Annotated in this window: 14 protein-coding genes; 9 read left to right on the plus strand and 5 right to left on the minus strand. The window is 66.3% G+C overall.

The genetic code is table 11. From position 1 onward, the window contains the following. Nucleotides 1–5 precede the first annotated feature (5 nt). The 3 genes from ACWIKC_RS01705 to ACWIKC_RS01715 all read right to left on the minus strand — a co-directional run bounded on the left by ACWIKC_RS01705 (nucleotide 6) and on the right by ACWIKC_RS01715 (nucleotide 5,381). The gene (locus ACWIKC_RS01705) at nucleotides 6–3,008 is read right to left on the minus strand and encodes a DUF2339 domain-containing protein (protein WP_454598415.1); all 3,003 of its coding nucleotides are present in this window, start codon (nucleotides 3,006–3,008) and stop codon (nucleotides 6–8) included. 76 nt (nucleotides 3,009–3,084) lie between these two features. Continuing rightward, nucleotides 3,085–3,843: a competence/damage-inducible protein A gene (locus tag ACWIKC_RS01710; protein ID WP_454598416.1), complete on the minus strand. Its 759-nt coding sequence runs from the start codon at nucleotides 3,841–3,843 to the stop codon at nucleotides 3,085–3,087. Nucleotides 3,844–3,878: 35 nt separating this feature from the next. Continuing rightward, nucleotides 3,879–5,381 (minus strand): flavin-containing monooxygenase, encoded by a 1,503-nt coding sequence (locus ACWIKC_RS01715; protein WP_454598417.1) that lies wholly within the window; start codon nucleotides 5,379–5,381, stop codon nucleotides 3,879–3,881. A 110-nt stretch (nucleotides 5,382–5,491) separates the two neighbouring features. Between ACWIKC_RS01715 and ACWIKC_RS01720 the strand changes: the two genes are divergently transcribed. Then, the gene (locus ACWIKC_RS01720) at nucleotides 5,492–7,558 is read left to right on the plus strand and encodes a TonB-dependent receptor (RefSeq protein WP_454598418.1); all 2,067 of its coding nucleotides are present in this window, start codon (nucleotides 5,492–5,494) and stop codon (nucleotides 7,556–7,558) included. Nucleotides 7,559–7,578: 20 nt separating this feature from the next. Here ACWIKC_RS01720 and ACWIKC_RS01725 read toward each other — a convergent pair whose 3' ends face one another. After that, nucleotides 7,579–7,923 (minus strand): PilZ domain-containing protein, encoded by a 345-nt coding sequence (locus ACWIKC_RS01725; protein WP_454598419.1) that lies wholly within the window; start codon nucleotides 7,921–7,923, stop codon nucleotides 7,579–7,581. 159 nt (nucleotides 7,924–8,082) lie between these two features. After that, nucleotides 8,083–10,224, minus strand: coding sequence for a TonB-dependent receptor (locus tag ACWIKC_RS01730; protein WP_454598420.1), 2,142 nt, complete (start codon nucleotides 10,222–10,224; stop codon nucleotides 8,083–8,085). A gap of 341 nt (nucleotides 10,225–10,565) precedes the next feature. Between ACWIKC_RS01730 and ACWIKC_RS01735 the strand changes: the two genes are divergently transcribed. The 8 genes from ACWIKC_RS01735 (at nucleotide 10,566) to ACWIKC_RS01770 (ending at nucleotide 24,500) form a co-directional block, all read left to right on the plus strand. Beyond that, the gene (locus tag ACWIKC_RS01735; protein WP_454598421.1) at nucleotides 10,566–13,343 is read left to right on the plus strand and encodes a M16 family metallopeptidase; all 2,778 of its coding nucleotides are present in this window, start codon (nucleotides 10,566–10,568) and stop codon (nucleotides 13,341–13,343) included. Between the two features lie 33 nt (nucleotides 13,344–13,376). Continuing rightward, nucleotides 13,377–14,351, plus strand: coding sequence for a GGDEF domain-containing protein (locus ACWIKC_RS01740; protein ID WP_454598422.1), 975 nt, complete (start codon nucleotides 13,377–13,379; stop codon nucleotides 14,349–14,351). Between the two features lie 181 nt (nucleotides 14,352–14,532). Further along, nucleotides 14,533–15,411: an SH3 domain-containing protein gene (locus ACWIKC_RS01745; RefSeq protein WP_454598423.1), complete on the plus strand. Its 879-nt coding sequence runs from the start codon at nucleotides 14,533–14,535 to the stop codon at nucleotides 15,409–15,411. 79 nt (nucleotides 15,412–15,490) lie between these two features. Beyond that, nucleotides 15,491–16,186 carry a response regulator transcription factor gene (locus ACWIKC_RS01750; RefSeq protein ID WP_454598424.1) on the plus strand — a complete coding sequence of 232 codons (696 nt, stop codon included), beginning with the start codon at nucleotides 15,491–15,493 and terminating at the stop codon, nucleotides 16,184–16,186. Continuing rightward, the gene (locus ACWIKC_RS01755) at nucleotides 16,186–17,529 is read left to right on the plus strand and encodes a sensor histidine kinase (protein WP_454598425.1); all 1,344 of its coding nucleotides are present in this window, start codon (nucleotides 16,186–16,188) and stop codon (nucleotides 17,527–17,529) included. Before ACWIKC_RS01750 ends, ACWIKC_RS01755 begins: the two co-directional genes overlap by 1 nt. After that, nucleotides 17,526–18,116: a hypothetical protein gene (locus ACWIKC_RS01760; protein ID WP_454598426.1), complete on the plus strand. Its 591-nt coding sequence runs from the start codon at nucleotides 17,526–17,528 to the stop codon at nucleotides 18,114–18,116. The genes ACWIKC_RS01755 and ACWIKC_RS01760 overlap by 4 nt, the downstream gene beginning before the upstream one ends. A 192-nt stretch (nucleotides 18,117–18,308) precedes the next feature. Beyond that, nucleotides 18,309–19,634, plus strand: coding sequence for a tetratricopeptide repeat protein (locus tag ACWIKC_RS01765; RefSeq protein WP_454598427.1), 1,326 nt, complete (start codon nucleotides 18,309–18,311; stop codon nucleotides 19,632–19,634). A 24-nt stretch (nucleotides 19,635–19,658) separates the two neighbouring features. Next, complete coding sequence (locus tag ACWIKC_RS01770) at nucleotides 19,659–24,500, plus strand: hypothetical protein (RefSeq protein ID WP_454598428.1); 4,842 nt, start codon at nucleotides 19,659–19,661, stop codon at nucleotides 24,498–24,500. Nucleotides 24,501–24,673 lie beyond the last annotated feature (173 nt).

The raw sequence follows: 24,673 nt of genomic DNA on the forward strand, positions 1-24,673 counted from the left end.
AGGAATTAGTCGACCGGCGCGGGCCTCGCGGACAATTGGCGGGTGTAGAACCAGCCCAGCGCAATCAGGCTCAGCCCCAGCGCGGCGAAGGAAGCGATCCGCAGCAGTCCGCCCAGTTCCGCGGCATCGACGAGAAACACCTTCAGCACCGCGGCGAGCATCAACACCAGCGAACCGATCCGCCAGCTGCGCTGCCCGAGCCGGCTGCCCAGCAGCAGGAAACCCAGCGCCAGCACGATCCCCAGCAGCGAGCGCAGCAGGTCCTCGGTCTCGCCCAGCGGGGTGGCGGTCAGCAGCGAGCCGGAACAGGCCTGCCGCAACAGCGCGAGGGCGGCCACGCTGGCGAGCGCCATGGTTGCCCCGTCGAACCAGGGCCGCAAGTGTGCGCCCGACCAGCGGCGCAGCAGCCAGGCCGCCGCGATCGCCACGCCGAAGCCCACGGTCAGCCAGTTCGCGAGCGGCACCGCACCCACCGCCTGCCGTGCGAACAGCGGGTTGTGCCACAGCAGCGTGAACAGCGCGAAATGCGCCAGCGCCGCGGCCGCGAACCCGATCGCCAGCCCGCGGTTCGCGCCCAGCCGCGGGATACCCGCCGCCGCGATCCACGCCGCGCCCAGCAGCGCGATCTGCCAGACCGTCCGCTCCACCATCCCCAATTCGACAAAGCGGGTCAGGGTCTCGATTGCGAACACCTGCTTGTAGATTGCGTGCACGGCGACCAGCAGCGGAACCGCGGCGAGCCATTCGAGCCGCCAGCTCGTGTCCCGCAGCGCCAGCGCGGGCAGGCGCAGCGCCGCCAGCGCGGCGGCGGCGGGAAGCAGCCGGGTGAGCGCATCGCGCCAGCCCGGCGCTTCGGTGGCGAAGAAGGGCTTGCCCAGCAGCGCGAGCGCGCCCGCGGAAATCCACTCGCCCAGCGGCGCCAGCGCCCACAGCAGCGCAATGCCGAGCAGCGCCAGCCGCGCGGTTACGCGGGCGGGTGCGCGCCAGGCGAGCGCGATCCCCAGCGCGGCGGCGGACCATGCCAGCGCGACGGAGGGGACCATTTGCGCCAGCGCGCCATAGACCATGACCGCCGCCAGCGCCTCGGCCCCGCGCCGCCACGCATCGCGCCGGTCGAGCAGCACGAGCGCCACCAAGGGTAATGCGGCGCTGGTCCAGCGCAGCAGCGCGCGCAGCGCCGGAGCCGGCTCAGGTTCGCTCGCGAGATGCGCCGCTTCGGGGAGGAAATGCGGTGTCCCGATCAGCACCAGCAGCAGCACACCCGCCCCCGCCCAGAGCAGCGTCGCCAGCGCGTCGTGATGCGCGCGCCGCAGCAGCCAGGCGGGCAGCGCCAGCACCGGCAGCGCGAGCAGCGGCGCGCTCCAGCCCGGCGTCAGCAGCAGCAGCGCGCCATAGGCCAGCGCCAGTCCCGAACCGAGCAGCACGGCAAAATCGCGCGTTGCCTGCGCGCGCCCGGTCCTGAACGCTGCAGCCAGCGGGAAGGCGGTCAGCAGCCCGCAGGCCAGCGCCAGCCACGGCTCGAGCGGGTCGGCGTAGAAATCGCCGAAGGTGCCGTAGGCGGCCAGTGCGATTGCCGGAGCGACGCCCGCGATCTGCATGAGGTCGAACCGGCGTGCTTCCCCGCGCACAACCAGCGCCAGCGGCACCGCAGCGAAGACGAGCGCCAGCCCCGCGCCGACTGCGGCAAACATGAGCGGTTCGGGCGCGCTCCATTGCGTATAGAGCAGCAACCCCACCGTCGCGGCGACGCCATTGGCTTCGCGCAGTTCGGGCCGCCGCCAGCCGAACCACGCCAACGTGGCGCCCAGCAGCAGGTAGAACCCCCAGGCGAGCGGCGCATAGCCGCCCTGATCGACCAGCACCGCGAGCTGGAGGCTGACGAGCCCGGCCGAACCCAGCCGCAGTGGCCGCGCGAACCGCTGCGTGCCTGCCAGCGCGGGCAGCACCGCGCCCAGCACGATGAAATAGAGCCCGAGCGCAAGGATGTCGACGAAGCCCGGATCGCCCGCGAGCAGCAGCAGCGCGCCCCAGCCCAGACCGCCGACCAGCGCGGTCATCCCCAGCCACGGGCGCTGCTGGCTGCGGCCCGAGAGCGTCAGTCCTGCGGTCACCAGCCCGAGATAGAGCGCCAGCAGCGGCAGGTTCGCCTCCTCGCCGCCGACCAGCGCGGGCGCGGCGAAACCGCCGACCAGCCCCAGCACCGCGCTCGGCAGGCCGAAGCGGAACGACAGCGCGATCGCCCCTGCGGTCACCAGCGCCAGCCCGACGAAGGCCAGGCTCTGGCCGATCAAGCCGTACTGGCTGCCCGCGAGATAGAAGCCGGCGTAGAGCGTCGCCAGCCCGGCGCCCGCCAGCGCCTGACGGACGCGCGGGTCCTCGACCCGGTGCTCGAACCGATAGGCGAGCTCGGCGCCCGCCAGCAGCAGCAGCCCGAACAGGAACGCGAGCGCAACCCGGACCGGCGGGGTCAGCAGCCCGGCCTCGATCGAATAGCGCACCAGGAACACGCCCGCGACCGCCAGCGCCACCCCGCCGCCCCAGATCGGCAGGCGGCGTCCGAAGATGTCCTCGAAGTCGAATCTGTCGCGCCAGGAGTGCGGCGGCGCATCGGCATCGCTCTCCGCGTGGACCTCCTCGAAGTCGGGCCCGGCGGCACTGGTGGTTTCGGGCGTAGGAGAGGGATCGGTCCGCACGCTGGCGCCGGTGTCGGAGCGCGCAAGCGTTACGCCGGGAACCGAGACCCATGGATTGCGGGACGGGGCGGGTGTTTCAGCTTCTGCAGGCTCGTGTTCGGCAAGCGAAGCCGCGACGCTCGATTGATCGTTCGGGCGATCGTTCGGGTGGTTGCTCGGGTGATCGCTCAGGCCTTCGCGGGCCAGCCCGGCCAGCGCTGCGTCGATGCGCTCCTGCTGCTCCGCAAGCGCGACCAGCGCCCGTTCGGCCTGCGCCAGCCGGTGCCAGAGGAAGGCTGCGGCGCCGCACAGCGCGATGATGACCAGCCATTCCACGCGTTGCGTCCCCTCTCCACCGCCACGCTAACCGGCTTTGGGGTCTGGGCAAAGCGCCGAAACCTGCCGTGCGATTTCAGATCCCGCCGGGGGTGAAGTCGTAGCCCGCGGTGGCCAGCCCGTCGCACAAGGCATCGACGCAGCTTGCCAGTTCTTCCGCCTCGGTCGAGCGGACCACGAAATTGGCCCCGACCCTTCCTTCGCGGAAAAAAGGATAGCTGCCGATCTGGCAGGCGGGATGCGCCTGTTCGACTTCGCGCAGCACTTGGGCCACCTCGCTCTCCGCGACCCAGCAGCCGATCGTCTCGGTGATCAGCACCGCGCCGCCCTCGAGCGTTCCGGTCAGCGCATCGAGCATCCCGGCGGTGATATGCGGCACGCCCGCCATAAGATGGATATTGCCCAGCTTGATGCCCGGCGCGCCCGACATGCGGTTGGGGATCAGCTCGGCGCCGGCGGGAACCCGCGCCATCCGCAGCCGCCCTTCGGTCAGCCCGCCGGGCTTGTTGGCGTAATAGCCTTCGAGCAGCGCGCGCGCCTCGGGGTGGATGACCACCTCGACGCCCAGCGCCTCGGCCACCGCGTCGACGGTGATGTCGTCATGCGTCGGGCCGATCCCGCCGGTGGTGAAGAGATAGTCGTAATCCTCGCGCAGCGCGTTGACCGCGGCGACGATCCGCGCCGTGACATCGGGCACCACGCGCACTTCGGACAGGCGGATGCCCTGGACCTGCAGCCAGCTGGCGACCTGCGCGATATTCTTGTCGTGGGTGCGCCCCGAAAGGATTTCGTCGCCGATGACGACAAGGCCGGCGGTCCAGATGCGTTCGCTCATGGCGCTGGCTTAGCCCGGAGAAAACGCGCTGGCTACTACTCCGCCGCTTCCAGCCGCTGCTCGGCCTGGGCCGCATGATCTGCCGAACGGCGGAAGGCGAGCACGCCATCGTCCACCGGATCGCTCGCCATGCGCTTGCGATCGACGACATATTCCTGATTGAGCCGCCAGGGGTAGGCGACCGCATTCTTCGGCATGATCTGCTTGCCGCGCTGGATATAGCCGCTGGAGAAATCGAAGATGTCGTCTTCCACCAGCGCGTGGTCTGCGGGCAGCACCGGCACGGCGATATCGGCACCCTTGGCCTTCATCGCGTTGAGCACGCGGCAGATGTAATCCGAATTGAGATCCGCCCGCAGCGTCCAGCTGGCGTTGAGATAGCCGAACACCACCGCGAGGTTGGGCAGGTTCGAGAACATCACGCCCTTGTAATAGAAGCGGTCGGCGAAATCGACCGCCTCGCCATCGAGCGATACCGCGATCTTGCCCGCGACCGCGAGCTTGAGCCCGGTCGCGGTGACCACGATATCGGCGGGCAGCACCCGATCGTCGGTCAGCCGCACGCCGCCCTTCTCGAAGGCCTTGATATGGCCGGTGACGATCTCGGCCTTGCCGCTGTTCATGGCATCGAACAGATCGTTGTCCGGTACGAGGCACAGCCGCTGGTCCCAGGGATCGTAGGGCGGGGTGAAGGTGGCGCGGTCGAACTTGTCGCCCAGCGCCTTCTCGATCTTCTGGTAGAGGAAATCCTTCACCTTCTCGGGCTTGGTGCGCGCGCGCTTGAAGCCGATGTCCTGCATCTTGATGTTCTTCCAGCGGGTCAGCCTGTAGGCCATCTCCTCGGGCAGGATCTTGCGCAGGAAATTGGCGAGGCCGTCCTTGGCAGGGCGCGAGAACATCCAGGTCGGGGTGCGCTGGAGCATCGTCACCTTGGCGGCCTTGTCGGCCATCGACGGGGTGATCGTCACCGCGGTCGCGCCCGAGCCGATCACCACCACCTGCTTGCCGGCATAATTGAGATCGTCGGGCCAGAATTGCGGGTGAATCACCTGACCGGTGAATTCGCCGAGATCGAAGCCGGGGTCGTAGGGTTCGTCGTAATCGTAATAGCCCGAACCGAGATAGAGGAAGTTGGCGGTCAGCCGATTGTGCTCGCCTTCTCCGGTCTCGATCTGGACCGTCCAGCGCGCACTGGCGCTGTCGAAATCGGCGGCCAAAACCTTGTGGCCCAGCTTGATGTGCGGGCGGATGCCGCGCTCGTCGACAATGCGGTGGAGATAGTCGAGGATGGCGGGCGCATCGGCGATCGATTTCTCGTGCTTCCAGGGTTCGAAATCGAAGCCCAGCGTGTGCATGTCGCTGTCCGAACGAATCCCGGGATAGCGGAACAGGTCCCAGGTGCCGCCCAGATTGTCGCGCCGCTCGAGGATCGCATAGCTGGCATGGGCTGCCTTCTTGGTCATATGCGCGGCCATCCCGATCCCGGAAATCCCTGCGCCCACGATCAGCACGTCGAAATGGCTGGCCTGTTCGGTCATCTTCACTCTCCTTAACCCACCGGGCCTTAACCCACCGGGAAGGTAACGCAGACCCCGCGCCAGCGCCAGCCCCGTTGCGCAATGCAACCGGTTTGCGCTAGCGGCGCGCCATGAAAGCCCATTTCCTTGCCGCCACCGCCCTTGGTCTCTCCGGCCTTTGTCTTGCCGCCCCCGCCCTCGCGCAATCGGGGCAGCCGGGACCGGAGCGGCCTGTCGAGCAGGCCGGGGCGGATGAGACAGGGGCAGCCCCGGTAATCGTCGTGATCGGCGAGGGCCTGCCCGATACGCCCTCGGTCACCGCCTATGCCAGCCGCGAGATTTCCCGTGAACAGCTCGTCACCGCGCCTTCGGGGCGGATCGAGGAGGTGCTCGGCGCGGTCGCGGGGTTCCAGCAGTTCCGCCGCTCGGACAGCCGCTCGTCCAACCCCAGCGCGCAAGGCGTGACTTTGCGCGCGCTCGGCGGCAACGCCACCAGCCGCGCGCTGGTGCTGCTCGACGGGGTGCCGGTGAGCGATCCCTTCTTCGGCTATGTCCCCTTCACCGCGCTGGCCCCCGAACGGCTGAAGAGCATCCGCGTGACGCGCGGGGGCGGGGCGGGGCCGTTCGGCGCGGGCGCGCTGGCGGGGACGATCGAGCTGGAGAGCGCCGGGGTGGAGACGCTGCCACCGCTGGGTGCAAGCGTGGCGGTCAACGATCGCGGCGGGACCGAGGCCTCTGCGCTGCTGGCGCAGGAACTGGGCGCGGGCTTCGTCACGGTCGGCGGGCGCTGGGACCGCGGCCCCGGCTTCTTCACCACGCCTGCGGACCAGCGTGTGCCCGCTTCGGCGCGCGCCGCCTACGAAAGCTGGTCGCTGGCGCTGCGCGGGGTGGCGCCGCTCAGCGACACGCTCGAGCTGCAGGCGGCGGGCCTGGTGTTCGACGACCAGCGCACGCTGCGCTTCGAAGGCGCCGACAGCAGCGCCAGCGGTGCCGACGCGAGCCTCCGCCTGGTCGGCCGCGGCCCCTGGGCGCTCGACGCACTCGCCTATGTTCACACGCGCAATTTTACCAATCTTGTCATCAGCTCCACCCGCTTCACCCGCGTCCTCGACCAGCGCAATACGCCCACCACCGGGATCGGCGGCAAGCTCGAATTGCGTCCTCCCGTCGGCGGCGGCAACGTGCTGCGCATCGGCACCGACTACCGCCGCGCCGAAGGTGAATTGCAGGAGGACGCCTACAGCGCCTTTAGCGGGGCGCTAACCGAGGCCCGGCGGGCAGGTGGCAGCACCAGCGACATCGGCCTGTTCATCGAGAGCGACTGGACCAGCGGCCCGCTTGTTCTGACGGGTGGCCTCCGGCTCGACCGCACGCAGATCGGCGAGGGCTTCTACATCGCCCGCAATGCTGCCCGCGCGCTGGTTACCGAGGAGCTGACGCCCACGCGTGCCGACTGGACGCTGTCCTGGCGCGCAGGAGCGACCTATGCGCTCGACGAACAGCTGCGGTTGCGTGCCGCGGCCTATCGGGGCCTGCGCCTGCCGACGCTCAACGAATTGCTGCGTCCCTTCGTGGTCTTTCCGGTGGTGACGCAGGCCAATGCGGCGCTGGAGAACGAGATTCTGGAAGGCTTCGAAGTCGGGTTCGACTGGTCCCCCGTGGCAGGTGTCGAACTCGCTCTGACCGCGTTCGACAATCGCGTGAAGGGCGCTATTGCCAATGTAACGCTCGCGCCCAATGTGCGCCAGCGGCAGAACCTGCCCGCTATCGAGGCGCAGGGGATCGAGGCGGGGTTGCGGGTGGAGCGCGGGGGGCTGAGCTTCGACGGCACGCTGGCCTATACCGACGCGCAGGTGGTGGGGAGCGGTGCCACGCTCGCGCTCGACGGCAACCGTCCCTCGCAGACGCCGAGCTGGGCCGCCGCGGCGACGCTGGCCTATGAGCCGGCAGCGGACTGGCTGGTCTCGACCACGCTGCGCCATGTCGGCGCGCAGTTCGAAAGCGATGTCGAGACCGATCGCCTGCCGCCGGCCACGACGCTGGGCGCGTATCTGCAGGCGCCGTTGGCGGGCGGTTTCGCCCTGGTGCTGCGCGGCGAAAACCTGCTCGACGAGCGGATCGTCACGCGCAATTCTGGAGGGGATGTCGATCTGGGCACGCCGCGCACGCTATGGGCTGGCCTGCGTTACGGGTTCTGAGCTCTTGTCCTAGCAAAGAGTCACTCGGCCCCGCCGGGTTCGTCCATCGTCCGGACGATATGATCGAGCACGCTGGGGTGGAGCGGGGAATCGAACTCGATGCCGATCACGCTCTTCTCGCGCCAGCGAACCTTCGCCGAGATTGGCCCGATGGTACCCACGCGGAAGGTGATGCTGCTGTCGACCGGCAGGACCGAGAATTTGTCGAAGAAGCGGCAGCCGGTTTCGGAGATATCCTTGATCCAGATATCGCGCGACGTACCGACACGCGACCGGTAGCGTCCGGCCACCTGCACCTCATGGCGCGGTTCGCGGCGCTGGTTCGACGCCTCTTGCGTCTCGATATCCTTGGCTGAGTTCAGCATTTGTCGTGCGATGCGTGCATCGTCCAATCGGTTTGCGACCCTGATCTGAAGCTCGACCTAACCCCAACAGGCTTAAGGTCTGGTTAGCGCGCGCCGAAAACTGCCGGACCTTGCCACCCCGGCCGCGCAATTCGGGCGGCGGCGGCAAGGCAGACCAGCTTAGAAGCTCAGGCGAGCAGACAGCTTGATGTTGCGCCCGGCCAGCGGCACGAAGTCCTTGGTGAAGCTGGCATGGCGCCGGGCGTCGACATCGAACAGATTGTCGCCCGATAGTATCAGCATCGTCTCGTTGCGCGTACCGAACGGCTTCCAAGAGACCGAGGCGTTGACCATGGTGTAGCCATCGGTCGGGAGTTCGAAGGACGCGGTCCGATCCTGATCGGCGACCCACTCGGCTTCCACCCGGGCACCGAAGCTGTCCTGGCTGGCCTCGATACCGCCGAGCACCCGGAGCGCCGGGATGCGCGGGGCGGGGCCGTCGTCCGCGATTTCCGCCCTGGTGTAATCGGCCACGCCGTCGATCGTCACGGTCAGCCCGTCGCGATCGATCAGATCGTAGGCGGCCTGCGCTTCGAAGCCGTAGTAATCGGCATCCGACTGCAGGAACTGGAACAGCGGCAACCCATCGGCTTCCAGCCCGTTGTCTGTTTCGTAGATGAAATTGTCGAACCGGCTGTAGTAGGCAGCCAGCTGGAAGCGCGCGGCTCCCGTCTCGCCGCGCAGATAGGCTTCGACCCCGAGACTGCTTTCCTTTTCCAGATTTGGATCGCCGACTTCGAAGGCTTGGGTTGCGATATGCGGGCCGTTGGAGAACAGTTCCTCGGCCGAAGGGGCGCGCTCGACCCGGCTCAGATTGAGTCCCAGCTTCACATCGGGAGCGATCGCATAATTGACGCCGCCCGCAATGGAGAAGGCGTCGAAGCTGCGGTCGACGGCGGTGATCACCGCATCCTCCTCGAGCCCGATTGCGACCTTGTCGGAGCGCACATCGGTGCGCTCGTAGCGACCGGACAGCTCGACACCGATCCTGCCGATCTCGAACTCCTGCAGCGTGAACAATCCGTATTGGTCGGTGTCGTTGGGCGGCACGAAGGCTTCTGCGCCGACCGCGGAGAACGCGCGGGTAGAAGCCTGGAACCCGGTCACACCGCGCCAGCCATTGCGCTGGGCCTGGACCAGTTCGAGCCTTGTTTCAAAGCCCTGGGTCTCGAACACGGTGCCGACCTCGTCGCCTTCGAATTCGGTGTGCTGGTAATCGGAGAAGCCCGCCCGGAACTTGATCTTCTCCAGGAAGCCCTCGGTGAAGACCTCGCCGCGCAAATCGGCGCGATATTGCTTCAGATCGATCGCGACAGGGCCTTCCTCCTCCTCGTCTCCGCCTTCCTCACCCTCTTCGCCATGGGCATGTTCGGCACCGGGCCGCGCGGGAACGCCATACCGGCTGTCGAAATAGCTCACCGATGCGCCCAGGCTACCGCCTTCGTTGATCAGCGCAAAGCCAGCACCGAGCGTGTAGGTCTCGGTCGCGCTGTTGGGCAGCACGCCGCGCAGATCGGCGAATTCCCGGGCCTCATCGGCCTCTTCCAAATGGCCTTCCTCGAACTCCTCGCCGGCGACGGTCAGTTGCTGGGCGCGAAGCGTCGGGGACAGGACGTAATTGCCGACCTCGACATCTTCGGTCTTTCGATAGCTGCCATCGACATGGACCACGAACTGATCGCCCAACGCGACATCAGCTGCGGCGCTGCCGCTGTAGCCGTCATAGGCCGAGGAATAGGAGCCGATCGCATCGACGTGATAGCCGTCCTCGGGCACCGCGCGGGGAATGCGCCGGTCCAGCGCATTGACCGCGCCGCCGATCGCCTGGCTGCCGAACAGCAGCGCGGCGGGGCCGCGGAAAATCTCGATCCGTTCGGTGACCAGCGGGTCGATGGTGACCGCGTGGTCGACCGAGGTGCTCGACACGTCGAGCGTCCCGATCCCGTCGGTCAGGACCCGGACGCGCTCGCCCTGCAGTCCGCGCAAAACCGGACGCGAGGCGCCGGGGCTGAAGGAGGTCGCGGAGACGCCCGGCTGGTCGGCGAGAATGTCACCGATCTGCGGCTCGATATCGCGCAGCAGATCGTCGCCGGTGACGACCGAGGTGCCAGCCAGAATGTCGAGCTCCTCGATGAAATCGGCGGTGACGATGATCACGCGATCTTCATCGCCATGAACCGGATTGCGAGTCGTCTCGGGGGCGGATTGAGCCAGTGCCGGGCCGGCAAGGATAGTGGTCGCCAGCAGCGCAATCTTCTTCAAAACGAATTCTCCGGGGTAGAATGATACAACATCCCATTGGATAGGCGGCCTCTCCGCTTTGCGCAAGACTTCACTTGCCAAAGGGCGGGCGGGAAGGGCGCTTCTCGCACTTAAGGTTGATCTCGCCGCCGTCCCCCGACATGAAGCATCGTCAAGAGACGCCGCACCACAGCGTGCGTCTTGAGGTCGAAGATATCCTTTGGCCGTTCAGGGGGAATCTCATGGGTCGCATGTCACGCAAATCGTCTGCCGCAGCTTCGAGCTTCGCAATTGCCATCGCCTTGTCTCTCGCGGGGGGTGTGCCGGTTGCGGGGGCTCAAGAAACCAGCGCAGCGGCATCTGTGGCAGAAGCGAATGCCGTTGCAGGCATTCCCGAATGGGGCATCGCCAGCCCGGATCTGTCGTCCGATCCGGATGTGCTCTTCGGCGTGCTGCCCAATGGCATGCGATATGCTCTCCAGCGCAACGGCAACCCCGCCGGGGAAGCGGCGATCCGTTTCAATGTCGAGGTCGGCAGCCGCGAGGAAACCGACGCAGAGAACGGTGCCGCGCATTTCGTCGAGCATATGGCGTTCAACGGCACCACCAATATTCCCGAGGGCGATTTGCTGCCCATGCTTGAGCGGCTCGGCCTGGCCTTCGGTGCGGATACCAACGCCGAGACCTCTCTCGATTACACGACCTACAAGCTGGCCCTGCCGAACACCGATGAGGAGACGGTCGATACCGCGCTGACGGTCATTCGCGAGATGGCCGGAGAATTGACCATTGCTCCCGAAGCGGTCGAGCGCGAGCGCGGTATCATGCTCAGCGAGGCGCAGGTTCGCAACGAGCCAGGGCGCCGCCGCGCTGCGGATTATTTCTCCACGGCCCTCCCCAACTCCCGGCTCGGCGAGCGGATCAACGCCGATGTGGAGCGGATTCGCAACATTTCAGCGGATGATCTGCGCGCCTTTTACGATGCCTATTACCGGCCCGAGCGCGCCACGCTGGTGATCGTCGGCGATTTCGACGTCGCGACGATGCAGCAGAAGATCGAAAGCACCTTTGCCGATTGGCAAGGCGAAGGCGATGCGCGCGATCTCTACACGAACGAGATCGCCGGTGCCGATGAGCCCGCAATCTCCAACTTCGTCGATCCCTCGATCCCCGAGATCATCGAACTCCAGCGTATTTCGCCCTGGACACCAACCGTGAACACCATTGCGGCACAGCGGGACGAAGTGCTGCGCGCGATTGCCGCGGTTGCGCTCTCGAACCGGATCGCCGCGCTTTCGCGTGCCGCCGATGCTCCCACCCTGGGTGCGCAAGCGGCCGATCAGCCGCTGTTCCGAAGCGCCCGATCGTTCGGCCTGTTGATCGTAGCCAAGGACGGCCAGTGGCGTGACACGCTGTTGCTGGCGGAGCAGGAACTGCGCCGCGCGCAACAATATGGTTTCTCTCCCGCCGAGATCGCCGAAGCCAAGGCGAATATCGAGACTGCCTTGCAGAACGCGGTGGCGCAGGCGGCCGGTCGCCCGAGCGCCGCTCTCGCTGACGCGCTGGTGACCGCCAGTCTCAACGATGCCGTTGTTACCGCGCCGGCTGCCGATCTGGCGATGTATCGCGCTATCGAACCCAGCATCACCGCCGAGGCTGCGAGCGAAGCATTCCGCACCGCCTGGCAGGGCGGGCCGAGCGTGGTCCATGTCGCGACCAAGCAGCCGGTCGAGGGCGGTGAGGCGGGTATTGCCGCAGCGCTCAGCGAGAGCGCGGCGGTCGCCGTAGCAGCGCCGGTCGAAGCCGAAGCGGTCGATTTCGCTTATGACGAGTGGGGCGCGCCCGGTTCCGTCGTTTCGGACGATACCGTGGAGGACCTCGGTATCCGAACCGTTCGGTTCGCGAACGGTCTGCAACTCAATTTGAAGGCGACCGATTTCGAACCGGGCAAGATCGGTTTCTCCCTGCGTGTCGGCGATGGCACCAGCGCATTTTCTGCTGATGAGCCCGGATTGAAGGAAATGCTTGCGATAGCTTTCGGCGTCGATGGCCTGGAAGCGCATGATCCGGACCAGCTTCGCCGCGTCCTGGCAGGGAAGGCTGTCAGCCTGGGGCTGGACGCCAGCAATGGCGCGCTGGTGGCTGGGGGAACGACGACGCCGGGCGATCTGAAGCTGCAACTCGATCTCCTCGCGGCGCGCCTGACGGCGACCGCCTGGCGGCCCGAGACGCAGGCGCAATGGGCCGGAATAGCGCCGATCCTGGCCAAGAATATCCGCTCCGCTCCCGTTCAGGTGTTCGCGACCGCGTTCAACGCCACGCTTGCCGGCGATGACTCAAGGCTGGGCCTCACCGATGCGTCGCGACTGACCGAAGTCTCGCTCGACGACCTGCGCGCCGCCGTCGAGCCGCAGCTGGCAGAAGGTCCGCTCGCGCTGGGGCTGGTCGGCGATTTCGATCCCGAGGCCGCGATCGCAGCCGTTGCCGCCACGCTGGGCACGTTGCCGCAACGCGCCATCCGCACCGAAGCGGTGCAAGGCGCGGCTCCCGTTAGCTTCGTCGCCGATCGTTCCGTTCGAACGCTCACCCACGCTGGCGAGGCCGATCAGGGCGCCGTATCGCTCAGCTGGCCGACCGACGACAGCACGGACCTGGAGGACGACATCACCCGCGATGTTCTCGCCGCCGCGATGGGACTGCGCTTGACCGAGCGGCTGCGCGAGGAACTGGGCGCGACCTACTCGCCCGAAGCCTTCAGCTATTCCCAATCGACCTATCCGGACTTCGGTCACATCACGGCCTTCGCGACGGTCTCTGCCGAGGCGATGGACGAAACCGCCGAGGTTATTCGCGAAATCGCGGCGGAGATGGCAACCGATCCGATCGCCAGCGATCTGCTCGAGCGGGCCCGGAGCCCGATCCGGGAAGGGTATGAGAGAGCCGAAAGCCAGAACGCAAGCTGGCTCGATCTGGTCGCGATGGCACAGAGTAAACCCGATTCGCTCGATCGTCGACGGCAGCGTATTGGCATCCTCAATGCGGTGACGCCAGCCGATATCCACGCTGCGGCGAAGGCGTATCTGGCGGGCAGCGAGCCGGTCCAAATTCGCGTCGTCCCGGAAGCGGCGGGGTCGGACTAGCCCCGCCACTTGCAAGCCGGGTATAGGGGATAGATGTCGAAGATCGACCACACACGGGGCAGCGATGCGCTGGCCTTCCTTGTCGACCAACACCTTGCGCCGACTCCTGAGAACTATACGCTTGCCTATATCGCGGTGACCGATCCCGGATCGCCGATCGGTCAGATGGTCAGTGCATTCACTGCCGATGGGTTTCGCCTTCGCCAGAACGATGCCGACGAGATTATCCGGCTTCACGTGACGGGCGCGGTGCGGGTGACGGCGAGCCCGGATCGTGCGCAACAGGATGCTCTGCGACACCAGGCAATCAAACTCGGCGAGGCCGCATCCTCGGCAGCGGCCGCGACGGGTGCCTTCGCGCGAGAATTGAGCGCTGAAGCTGGAAGCATCGGTGGAGAGGAGGCGCGCACGGTCAAGATCGTCGCGCGGATGATAGAACGATCCAAGACCACCGAGATCGATCTCAGCGCCACGGCAAGCGAAGTTGCCGCCTTGCGGCAGGAGCTGGAAACCGCACGCGACGATGCGCAACGCGATCAGCTGACCGGACTGGGCAACCGCCGCGCCATCGACCGCCATCTCCAGCGCCTCGCGAACAAGGGTAGCTCGCGTGTGGTGGGATTGTGCGACGTCGATTTCTTCAAAAACGTCAACGATCGTTACGGGCACGGGGTGGGCGACCGGGTTCTCAAACAGGTCGCCACGTCGCTCGCAAACGCCTGCGCGCCGCATTTCGTCGGTCGCTGGGGGGGCGAAGAGTTCCTGGTCGTGATGGATGAGTGCGACACCGCAGCCGGCGTTGCTTTGCTCGACCAGGCCCGCGCCGATCTGGCCAAACGCGAATTCAAGCTACGCGAGAACGACGAGCCGATGGGCCAGATCACCTTTTCGGGAGGCGTCGCCATTGCAACTGGCGATCATGCCGACAGCATCGCCGCGATCCATCGCGCCGACGCCGCGCTCTACCGCGCCAAGGCCGAGGGTCGAAACCGCATCTGTTCGGATTGAGGCATCCGCTTCTTAAGGTCGCACGCAGTCCCGGGAGCGGACTTTTTCGATGCTGCTCCAACTCGCGTCCAACAATGCAAACCTAACGGCAAGTGTCATCCCTCTGACAGTGTTGGTGTGTGGGCTGACTGAACCGCGCGCGCCATAATCCTGCCAGTTCGCACCATTGGGGAGATCGATCATGAACAAGACTCTTGGCTCGCTTACCGCACTCGCAGTCCTCGCCACATCCGCATCGCCGGCCACGGCAAAGGAAGAAGTTGCGCTCGCCAAATGCGAGCAGAGTCTGGGCACGATCGCCATCGTCGAGGGCGATACGCAGGGTTGGGCCGAATATGGCCTGGGTTCGCCGCGCGAGCTGGTCAATGCTCTGGCCAGCGAATCCGGGTGCTTCACCCCCCACAGCCCCGCGAGCGGCACGCCTGCCGACTTCCTGATGAATGTCATCGCGGGCGACAGCGAGGAAGTCGATCAGTCGATCGAAATGGCCAGGAGCGCAGCGACGGAGGCGCTGGTCCGGTCGGGTGCATTGGGATCGATCGCCTCACGCATTCCGGTCGGCGGCGCGCTGATCGGCATGTTCGGTGGCCTAGGCGGCAAGAAGAAGCGGGTCGCCGCAGGCATCAAGCTGCTCAGCCCTGCGACCGGTCAGACCATCGTCACCGGATCGGGCGAAGTGCGCAAGACCTCGCTCGGCTTCGGCGGCGGCAACGCCTGGACCATGGGCGCGAATGCGGCCGGCTATGGCAAGAGCAAGGAAGGTAAGATGCTCGTCGAGGCCTTCGTCCTCGCGTTCAACCAGATCGCCGCGCAGCAGCAGACCATCGCCGCCATGCCCAAGCCGCAGCGCGTTGCCGCCGCCGCTACCGACACCACACCCACGGCCTCTGCCGCAGTCGACACCGTGCTACGATCGGCAGCCAGCGCGGACGCTGCCGAGATCCGCACGCTGCGCGCCGGGACCGCGCTCAACCCGACCGGCCAGCGCGAAGGCCTGTTCATCGAGGTCGAAGACAATTTCGGGACCCGCGGCTGGGTCACGGTCGAAGACCTTGGTTGATACGCGGGCTTGCTCGCAACCGGCGGGGGTGGCAGCTTCATCCCCGCCGCCGTCGCGGCATGTCGGGGGGAATTGCGCGATGGAATCGAACCAGGCCATGAACATCCTCTACGTCGAGGACGACCAACGGGCGGCGGCGGAGGTGCAGGAGTTGGCCGCCGAGCGCGGCGACCGGATCGTGTGGGAAAGCTCGGGTAGCGGAGGGCTGCTTCGCGCCGGGATGGAACGCTTCGATGTCATCATTCTCGACCGGATGCTCGGCGATCTCGACGGGCTCACAATCGTCAAAAGGCTGCGCGAAAGCGGAGTCGGCACCCCGGTGCTGATGTTGTCCGCGCTGGGCCGCACCAGCGACCGGGCAGAGGGACTAGAGGCGGGCGCAGACGATTATCTCGCCAAGCCCTTCGAAGCTCCCGAACTGCTCGCTCGCATTAAGGCGCTGCATCGTCGTTCCTCGGGGCGGGAGCACAGCGCGGTGATCCTCTACGGGGCGTTCGAATGCCACGTTAAGGCCCGCACCGCCTTTCGCCAGAACCGGCACCTCTCGCTTAGCCCGCGCGAATTCGAACTGTTCCGCTATTTCATGGAGAATGCCGGCGAGATCGTGACCCGCGAGATGCTGCTGCGCGATGTCTGGGGCATGTCCTTTGATCCGCAGACCAATGTGGTCGATGTCAACATCGGACGCCTGCGACGAAAACTCGAAGAGAGTTTCGAAACCCCGGCGCTGGAGACGATCTGGGGTTCGGGCTATCGGCTGCTGCACGGAACCTGATGACCGACAAGCGACGCTCGATATTCTCACGCCTCGTCTGGCTGGCCATCGGTCTGTCGCTGGCGCTGGTGTTCGGCCTGTGGTTGCTCACTGACCAGACCGTGCGCTCCACGCTGGAAGCCTCGGCGCGAGACGAGGTCGATGTCGATCTGGCAGGGCTGGTCGATATCTATGCCAGCAGCGGGCAGGAGGAGCTCAAACGGCGGATCGCCGACCGGCTGGCGCTGGTCCCGGCGGACGGCAACCATCCGCATTACCTGCTTTCGGACCGCACCGGTCGACGGCTGGCGGGCGATATCGCGCAATGGCCGCGGCTCGATGCCGCGATATCCGAAGCGGGCGAGTTTCCCCTGGGCGAAAGCACGCATGCCTATGGAAGGGCGACCTGGCTGGCTCCGGACCTGCGCTTGCTGGTGGCGCGCGAAACGGGCGATCACGGCCCGCTGCTGCGGCGGATTGCGCTGGTGTTCCTTGCCGGCGGCGCGATCTTCGTGCTGCTGGTGGGGCTGTTCGGGCGACTGGCTGCCGGACGGCTGCAGCAGCGGATCGAGCGGATCAACGCGGCCTTCCGCGATCCTGCCCTGGATCGGCTCGCCGCCATCGAACGGCCGGGCGGGAAGGACGAGATCGACGAACTGGCCGCGCATAGCGCCGCCGCGCTGTCGCGAATGGGCCGGCTGATGGAGGCCTATCGCGACACCTCGGATCAGCTCGCGCATGAGATACGCACCCCACTGATGCACCTCGATCGCCGCCTGGTGAGGGCGCTTGATGCGCACCCGGGCGAGGAGGTCGCGCAGCGGCTGATCGAATCCCGCGACGAAATCCGCCGGCTCGTGGGCACGCTCGAATCGCTGCTGGACATCGCCGCGAGCAGGGCGAGGCGCGGCGATCGGCTCGGGCTGAAGGATGTCGATCTCACCGCGATGGTCACGAGGATTTGTGAACTTTACGCGGGCAGCGCCGAGGAATCGGGTCACGAATTCGCCTGGCGGGTGGAGCCCGGCGTAGAGATCGCTGGCGAAGAGGCGCAGCTGACCCGGCTGGTGACGAACCTGCTCGACAATGCATTTAAATACGTCCCCGCTGGCGGGAACGTGCATCTGACGCTCGATCCCGGCCCGGTCCTCACCGTCGCCGATGACGGACCGGGGATCCCGCCGGCAGAACGCGAGCGGGTGTTCGAGCGCTTCTACCGCGGCGCGACCAATGGCTCGCATTGCGCGGGTAGCGGGTTGGGCCTTGCCCTGGCGAGGGCCATTGCCGAACGTCACGGCCTGGGCATAAGGGTTCTGGATGCCGGGACCGGTGCAGCGTTTCGGATCGATCGGGACCAGCCATGACCGCCACTCGCCAGGTCTTGATGTTCGCGTTTTGCGCCAGCCTGGGTGCCTGCGCATCCGTGCCGGCGGAAGCGCCCGTCGCGCGCGTCGATAGCGCCACGCCGTTCACCCAGACGAGAGCCGAACGCCTGCTGGTCGCGCTCCGCGCTGCGGACAGCGCCGAGCAGTCTGGTGACCAGATCGAGCTGCTCGCCGCCGTGGACGCCATCGAAGCGCTGGGAGCCCGCCCCGGCACCGACGCCGACATTGCCGATCTGGAGCGATGGCGCGTTGCGGTCGAGGACCAGCGCATCCCGATGCGCGGTCGCACATTGGGCCCTGCCTATCGCTCGGGACGCCTCGCGCCCGGTCAGGTGATGACCATGGAGCAGACCTTCCTGGGAGGAGAGTCGGCGCGTGTGGCGATATCCTCGCGCGGCGAGCAGGCGCTGGGGATGCGGGTCTTCGACGGGAGCAGCAAGAGCGTGTGCTCGCAGGTCGCATCGAGCGCCAGTTGCCGCTGGCTGCCGCTCTTCACCCAGCGGCACCGGATCGAACTGGAAAACCCCGGACGCGCGCCGGTCGAGTATTATCTCGCCTTCGAATAGCCGTCCGGTTCCGCGCCTCACTTGAAATCCGCGCAGCCCGGGCGGCGCCGATCCGGCATTGCGTGGCGTGCGCCAAGACAAAGCGCATGACAGCATCTGTCATTGGCCTGTCAGCGCTTGTAAAACGACTGTGCCATCCGTCCCCCCTACCTCCCCTCCCGGAAACAAGTGTCATTCTTGAGGGGCCGGGAAATGCATCAGCGAGTCAGACGCAGAACGTATTCACATCGTCGTCTATCGATCTGCATTGCGATCCTGCTCGCCGCTGGCGGAGCTCCGGCGCTGGCGCAGGATGATGCGAGCCAGACGACCACAGCGCAGGCGGAGGAGCGCTATCGCTCGCTGGCGGATCAGGTCGCGACGCGGGCGGGCGATCCAGCCTTCGACTATGCGCTGGGAATCGCGGCGAACGACGCGGGGCGTTATGGCGAGGCGATCATCGCCTTCCAGCGGGTCTTGGCGATCGAACCGGGCAACGCCGCCGCGCGAGCCGAGCTGGCGCGCGCCTATGCGCTGGCCGGGGATGTCGAAACTGCGCGCGAGCAATTCGCCACCGTGGTCGACGATCCCGGCCTGCCCGATCCGGTGCGCCAGCGCTTCACCGGCTTCGTGCGCCAGTTCGACCGTCAGATCGCAGGTGGGGGGTCCGACATCAGCGGCTTCGTCGATGCCCGGGTCGGCTATGACGACAACATCAACGCCGCCACCGATCTGAACACCATCACGATCCCGCTGTTCAGTTTCCTGGGCCCGGGTCGCCTGGGGGCCGGCGCAATCGCGCAAGCGGATGAGTTTTACGAGCTCTCCGCCGGTGTCTCGGGCGTCGTCGCGATTGGACGGCAGGAGCGCGTTTTCGCATCGGTGCTGGGCAATTGGCGCGACAATTTCGACAGCAGCGCCTTCGACCAGGCGGCGCTGACCGGCACCGTCGGCGTGGCGCACAGTTTCGCCAATCGCGATGTTATCTCGCTCTCGGGCCAACTGCAGGAGTTCTGGCTCGACGACCGGGGCTTTCGCACCTCCTATGGCGTGATCGGGCAATACACGAAGGCGCTGCCGCAAGGCCGCGCGCTGACCTTCTCGACCCAATGGAATCGGCTCGAATACGACGCCGACCCGCTGCGCGATGCCGACCGCTTCGCTGCCGGGATCGGCTACATCGCGCGCAATTATGCCGCCAACCTGACAGGCGGCAAGGAAGAGACCCGCGCTCCCGCCGGCGATGCGCAATCCAATGGCTTCGTTTCCGCCAATGTCGGTGCGGAACTGCCGGTTACCCCGCGCGTCGCGGTGGTCGCCGGGGCAGCCTTCGATCTGCGCCGCTACGATCAGACCGATCCGCTGTTCCTGACCGAACGGGCAGACGAACGGCTCGACCTCCAGGCCGGGCTCAAGATTGCCCTGATGGACCGCCTCTTTCTCCAGCCGCGCGCCAGCTACGCCCGCAATTGGAGCAACATCGCCCTTTACGATTACGAACGCTGGACCGTCTCGGTCGGCGTGCGCTTCGAATTCTGACCAGCAGCCGGGAGTCCCTCAGTCATGAGAATCACCATCACACCTTTCTCCGCGCCTAAGACCGGCCTGCGGATCGCTTCCACCCTGCTGGTCGGCGCGTCCGGACTGGCGCTGGCGACACCGTCGCTGGCCAATGAAGTGCTGTTCAGTCAGTCCGAAGCCGCCTTCGAGGAAGGCAAGCGGATGAACCGGATCCAGGGGTTGTTGCAGGTGAGCCTGACCGGCGGTGGGGTGGCATCTTTCGTGGATGGCGCCGATTTCACGATCAACAGCGATGGCTCGATCGACCTTTATGGCGGCGCGGTCACCGTCGCCGGGGCCGAGGGGCGCGAAGTCGTGGTCCGCATGCCCGAAGGGCTCGAAGGACGGGTGGCAGGTCGCGGCTCCTCGGGCAGCTTCTCGGTCGCCGAGGATGGCGAGGCGCGCGGCCACGCGCTGACCGGCGCCATCCGGGTCGGCCCGGCAAACAATCTGCGACAATTCGGTACGGGGGAAATGTGGCGGGCGCGCTCGGGCGACCGGCCGCAACTGGTCGTGTCGATCGGCGCGCAGAGCCAGCCCGATGGCAAAGGCGGTGACTCGACATCCGGCGAGGTCGCGGCGCTTGGCGGCGAGGCCGGACCGGCTGGCGCAGCCTTGAACGGCATTCCCGTCACGCTGGGCGATGCGCTGGCGGCAGCCGGCGCCTCGAGCGACATCATCGCCGCCGGACGGAGCGTGGAACTCGCAGCAGCCAATCCGGCGATCGAGACCTTCCCGAGCGGCGATCTGGCGCTGTTGATCGCAGCATCGGGTGGCCTTCAATCCAGTTTCGGCGGAACGCCCTTTGCCGGAGCCCAGGCGGACATCATCCGCAGCTATCTGCGCTTTCTGGCGCAGGGCGGCTCCGGCGCGGACTTCCTGACATCCTATTCGGGCTTCTTGCTGAGTTATTTCGATCTGTTGCGCGCCGGGGGCCTGCCGTCGGGTTTCGCGAGTGCCAGCACGACCGATATCGATGCCTATCTGGCCTTCGTCCAGCGCACCCGCGGCTTCGGCGATCTGGCCGCGCGCGACCGGGTGCTGGCGCAGGCCTATCTGGCCTTCATCGCGGGCGGCGGAAATCCCGACGGTTTCGCGGGCTCCTTCACCGATCTGACCGAAGCCTTCTTCGCCTTCGTCCGCGCCGGCAATGCTCCCGCCGATTTCACCGCCGCCAGCCAGGACGCGCTGCGCCAGTCGATCGCGTTCCTCGTCGAAAGCGGTCTGTCGCAACAGCTCACCGCCACGGATCAGGCCTTGCTTGCCGCCTATCTGCAGAACGGCGGGCTGGCCTTCGCAAGCCAGTATCAGACCGCGCTCGGCGACTATTTCGCTTTTCTGGCGAGCGGGCGGCTGCCCAGTGCCTATGGCGCGATCGATCAGGCGACCCTGCAGATCTATCTGCAGACGCTGACGGATACGGGACTGCTGCAGACCGTTCTAGGCGAGCGGGCGACCTTCTTTGCCGACTATCTCGCTTTCCTGCGCGGCGGTGGCGCGGTCGATGGCTACGCTGCCCTCCCCGCGAACATTTATGCCGGCTACACCTCGGAGCTGAGCGCCTATTTCGCCTTCCTTTCGGGTGGCGGCTTGCCGTCGGACTATGCGGGCGGCGATGTCTACCAACTGCGCACCTATCTCGCGCGACTGGCACAGGCCGGGGCGCTCGAGCGTTTCCTCGGCGACCGGGCCGGGTTCTTCGCCGACTACCTCGCCTTCGTCGACAACGGCGGGCAAATCGACAGTTTCGCCAGGCTGAACGCGAATATTTTCGCCGGCTACACCACGGAGCTGAACGCCTATTTCGCCTTCCTTTCGGGTGGCGGCTTGCCGTCGCAATATGCCGGCGGCGATGTCACCCGGTTGCGCGCCTACCTCTCGCAGCTGGCACAGGCCGGGGCGCTTGTGCGTTTCCTCGGCGACCGGGCCGGTTTCTTCACTGACTATCTCGCCTTCGTCGACAATGGCGGGCAAATCGACAGCTTCGCCGGCCTGAATGCCAATATCTTTGCCGGCTATGCGCAGGCGCTGGATGCCTATTACGCCTATCTCGCCGCTGGCGGCGTCCCTTCGACCTATACCGAACTGAGCCAAGAGAGCATCCGCAACTATCTGGCCGCGCTCGCCAGGGCCGGAGTCAGCAGCCGCTTTCTCGCCGATCGGGCGGAGTTCTACACTGCCTATTTCAGCTTTCTGTCCGAAGGCGGCAATCCGGACAATTTCGCCGGCCTGCCGGTTCCGCCCGACTTCCCCGCCTTCGCCGATGCGCTCAACGCCTACGCCGCGTTCCTTGCCGGTGGCGGGCTGCCCAGCGGCTATTCGGCGCAGGACCTGTCAGCGCTTGCGACCTATCTCAAGGCGCTTGAAAGCTCGGGTCGGCTGACGGACCTGCTGGGAGCCAATGGCACCCTGCTAACACAATATTTCGCCTTCATCGACGCGGGCGGTGCACCCGATGCCTTCAGCGGCCTGCCGGTCTATGCGGGCTACGTCCAGGCGTTAAATGCCTATTACGCCTTCCTCGCCGAAGGGGGTCTTCCGGGCGACTACACCGCGCTCGATCAGCAGGCCCTGAACCGCTACCTTGCGGCGCTGAGCAATGCCGGCGGCCTCGCTGCCTACGGCTCGCTCAATGCCTTCTTCGCCGATTACTACGCCTATGTATCGGGCGGCGGCGACCCGGCGGGCTTCGCCGGTCTTCCCGCCTATGCCGACTATGCGGCAGCCTTGCAGGCCTATTACGCCTTCCTCGCCGGCGGCGGCAATCCAAGCGCCTACACCGCGCTCAGCCGGATCCAGATCGAATCCTATATCGAGGCCTTGCGCAACAGTGGTGGGCTGGACGATTATTTCGCCACGTCGATCGCGACCTTCCTTGCCAATTTTGGCTCCTATCTGGCGGGTGGCGGCGATCCCGATGCGTTCGACGGACTGCCGGCAATCGCCACCGGCGGATCGAGCAGCCCGCAACTCGCCAATGCAATCTTTGTGGTGGGACGCAACAACCAGCAGTTGAGCCGCTCCCGCGCCGATGTCGCGATTGAGCCGAACGGTCAAATCACCAGTGCGAGCCGCGCTGGGACCAACAACAATTTTGTCTTCGACCCTGCGACCCAGCAATTGGTCGAATCGGGTCGGTTTGGCGACGATGTCGCCTGGACCCGCTATCAGAACGCGCAGAACGATCCGGTAACGGGCTCCTATGCCAATGCGAGCACGCATATCATCGCTGGCGCCCCGGCGATCAATCTGCCGTCGGGCGGGGTCGTGCGCTACCAGCTGGTCGGCGGCACCGCACCCACCGATATCGTTGCGGCGCGCGGCTCGACCGGATATTTCACCGGCGATCTGGCGGTCAGATTTGGCACGATCCCGGCGATCGGGTTCGATTTCTCGGTCACCAGCGGGGACCGGAGCTTCGCTGTCAGCACCCCGGGCGGCTCGGCCAACCCTGCATTCGGCGATCCGCCGCTCAACACCCAGACCCTGCAGTTCGACGCCGGCCCGCTGCTGACCTGCACCCCCGATTGCGGCGCCAGCGTCTCGGGAGCGCTGTTCGGAGACGGGGCGCCCTTTGCCGGGTTCCAGTATTCGCTGTGGCGGGCAAGCGGCCAGACCTTCGAGAACTACATCCTCGGCAGCGCGATCTTCGGCACCGGGGGGACTGCGCTGGCGGGCCTCGGCACCCCGCCGCCGCCACCTCCCCCGCCTCCCCCGCCACCTCCACCGGCGGCCAATTATGCGGGCGGGTTCGATGCCAGCGCGGCCAATTCCAATGTCGCGATCGCCTTCACGCTGACGCAAGCCGGTTTCGTTATCCCGGTGCAGGTGAGCACCCCGCGATTCGGCGGTTCGAACTTCGGCGTGACGCCCAATATCCATATAGTCGAAACCTCGGGCGGACTGGCGCGGATCGAGGCAAGCAACGGCGCGGCCGTGATTGATCGCGGCGACGCGGAGAATCTGGACATAGCGGGCGGTGCCAATCTGATCATCGGTCGCTGGTCGAACGGGCGGATCGTCGATGGCCGCGGCGGGCCCAACGGGTTCAACACGCTGAATGAAAACCAGGGCCTGCACTATTTCGTCGCCCGCGGGCTGACCGATCCCATCTCGATCACGTCGGGGCGGGTGGAATACACGCTGACGCATGCCACCCAGCCGACGCTGGGCAGCGGCCGGGCGGCGCCGGGAACCTTCAATGCCAAGATGGCGATCGAATACGGCTCCGCACCAAAGCTCGGGATCGACGGCACCATCGTCTTCACCGGCACCAACGGGTTCACCTACAGCTTCGCCACTACCGGCGGGGCCGCTGCTCCGAGCAAGGAAATCGGTTTCAGCGAGGCATCGGCGGCGGGACGGGGCGGCTTCTTCAGCTTCGCCACCGACACCGGCAGCACCGATACCGGTCTCGACGGCGTGCTGCGCGCCAATGGATCGCTCGGCGACGTCGCGGGCAAGCAGCTCGCCGTCAGCTATGTCGTCGATCTGGTGCCCCGGACCGGCTTCCAGGGCGAATCCATCGCCGGCGCCGCGCTGTTCACCGGCGAGGCGCAGTACAATTACAATCCCTATCTCGGCATCGAGCCAGCAATCGGCTTGGTCCGCGACAGTGTCACCCCCGCGTCGGCGATTTCCAATCCGGGGAATCCTGCGCAATCCCTTCCCGGCTTCGCGATGACTGCCCCAATAGACTGGGATCGCTGGGATGTTCCCGCCACGATGCCGGGACTGGCCGGGCAAACCTCTGTCCAAGCCATTACCGCATCCGCCTCGCAGATCCCCCTGCTTCGCGCCGGCGCCGAAGCTATGCTGGGTGGGCTGGTCACCTTCCAAAAATAGCCATTCACCGGCACCAGCTCCGATTGGAGGGAAGGCACTGCTTGATGTGAGTCAGAGATACGGTCCAGATCAGGTAAAGCTCTTCAATAGGCGGTCGGATGCTGAGAACTCTCTTGTCAGCAAATGGCAGAGCATCCACAGTTGCAGTGTCGCGTAATGCCGGGGGGGGCTCG

The sequence above is a fragment of the Qipengyuania sp. SM2507 genome (assembly GCF_053714505.1).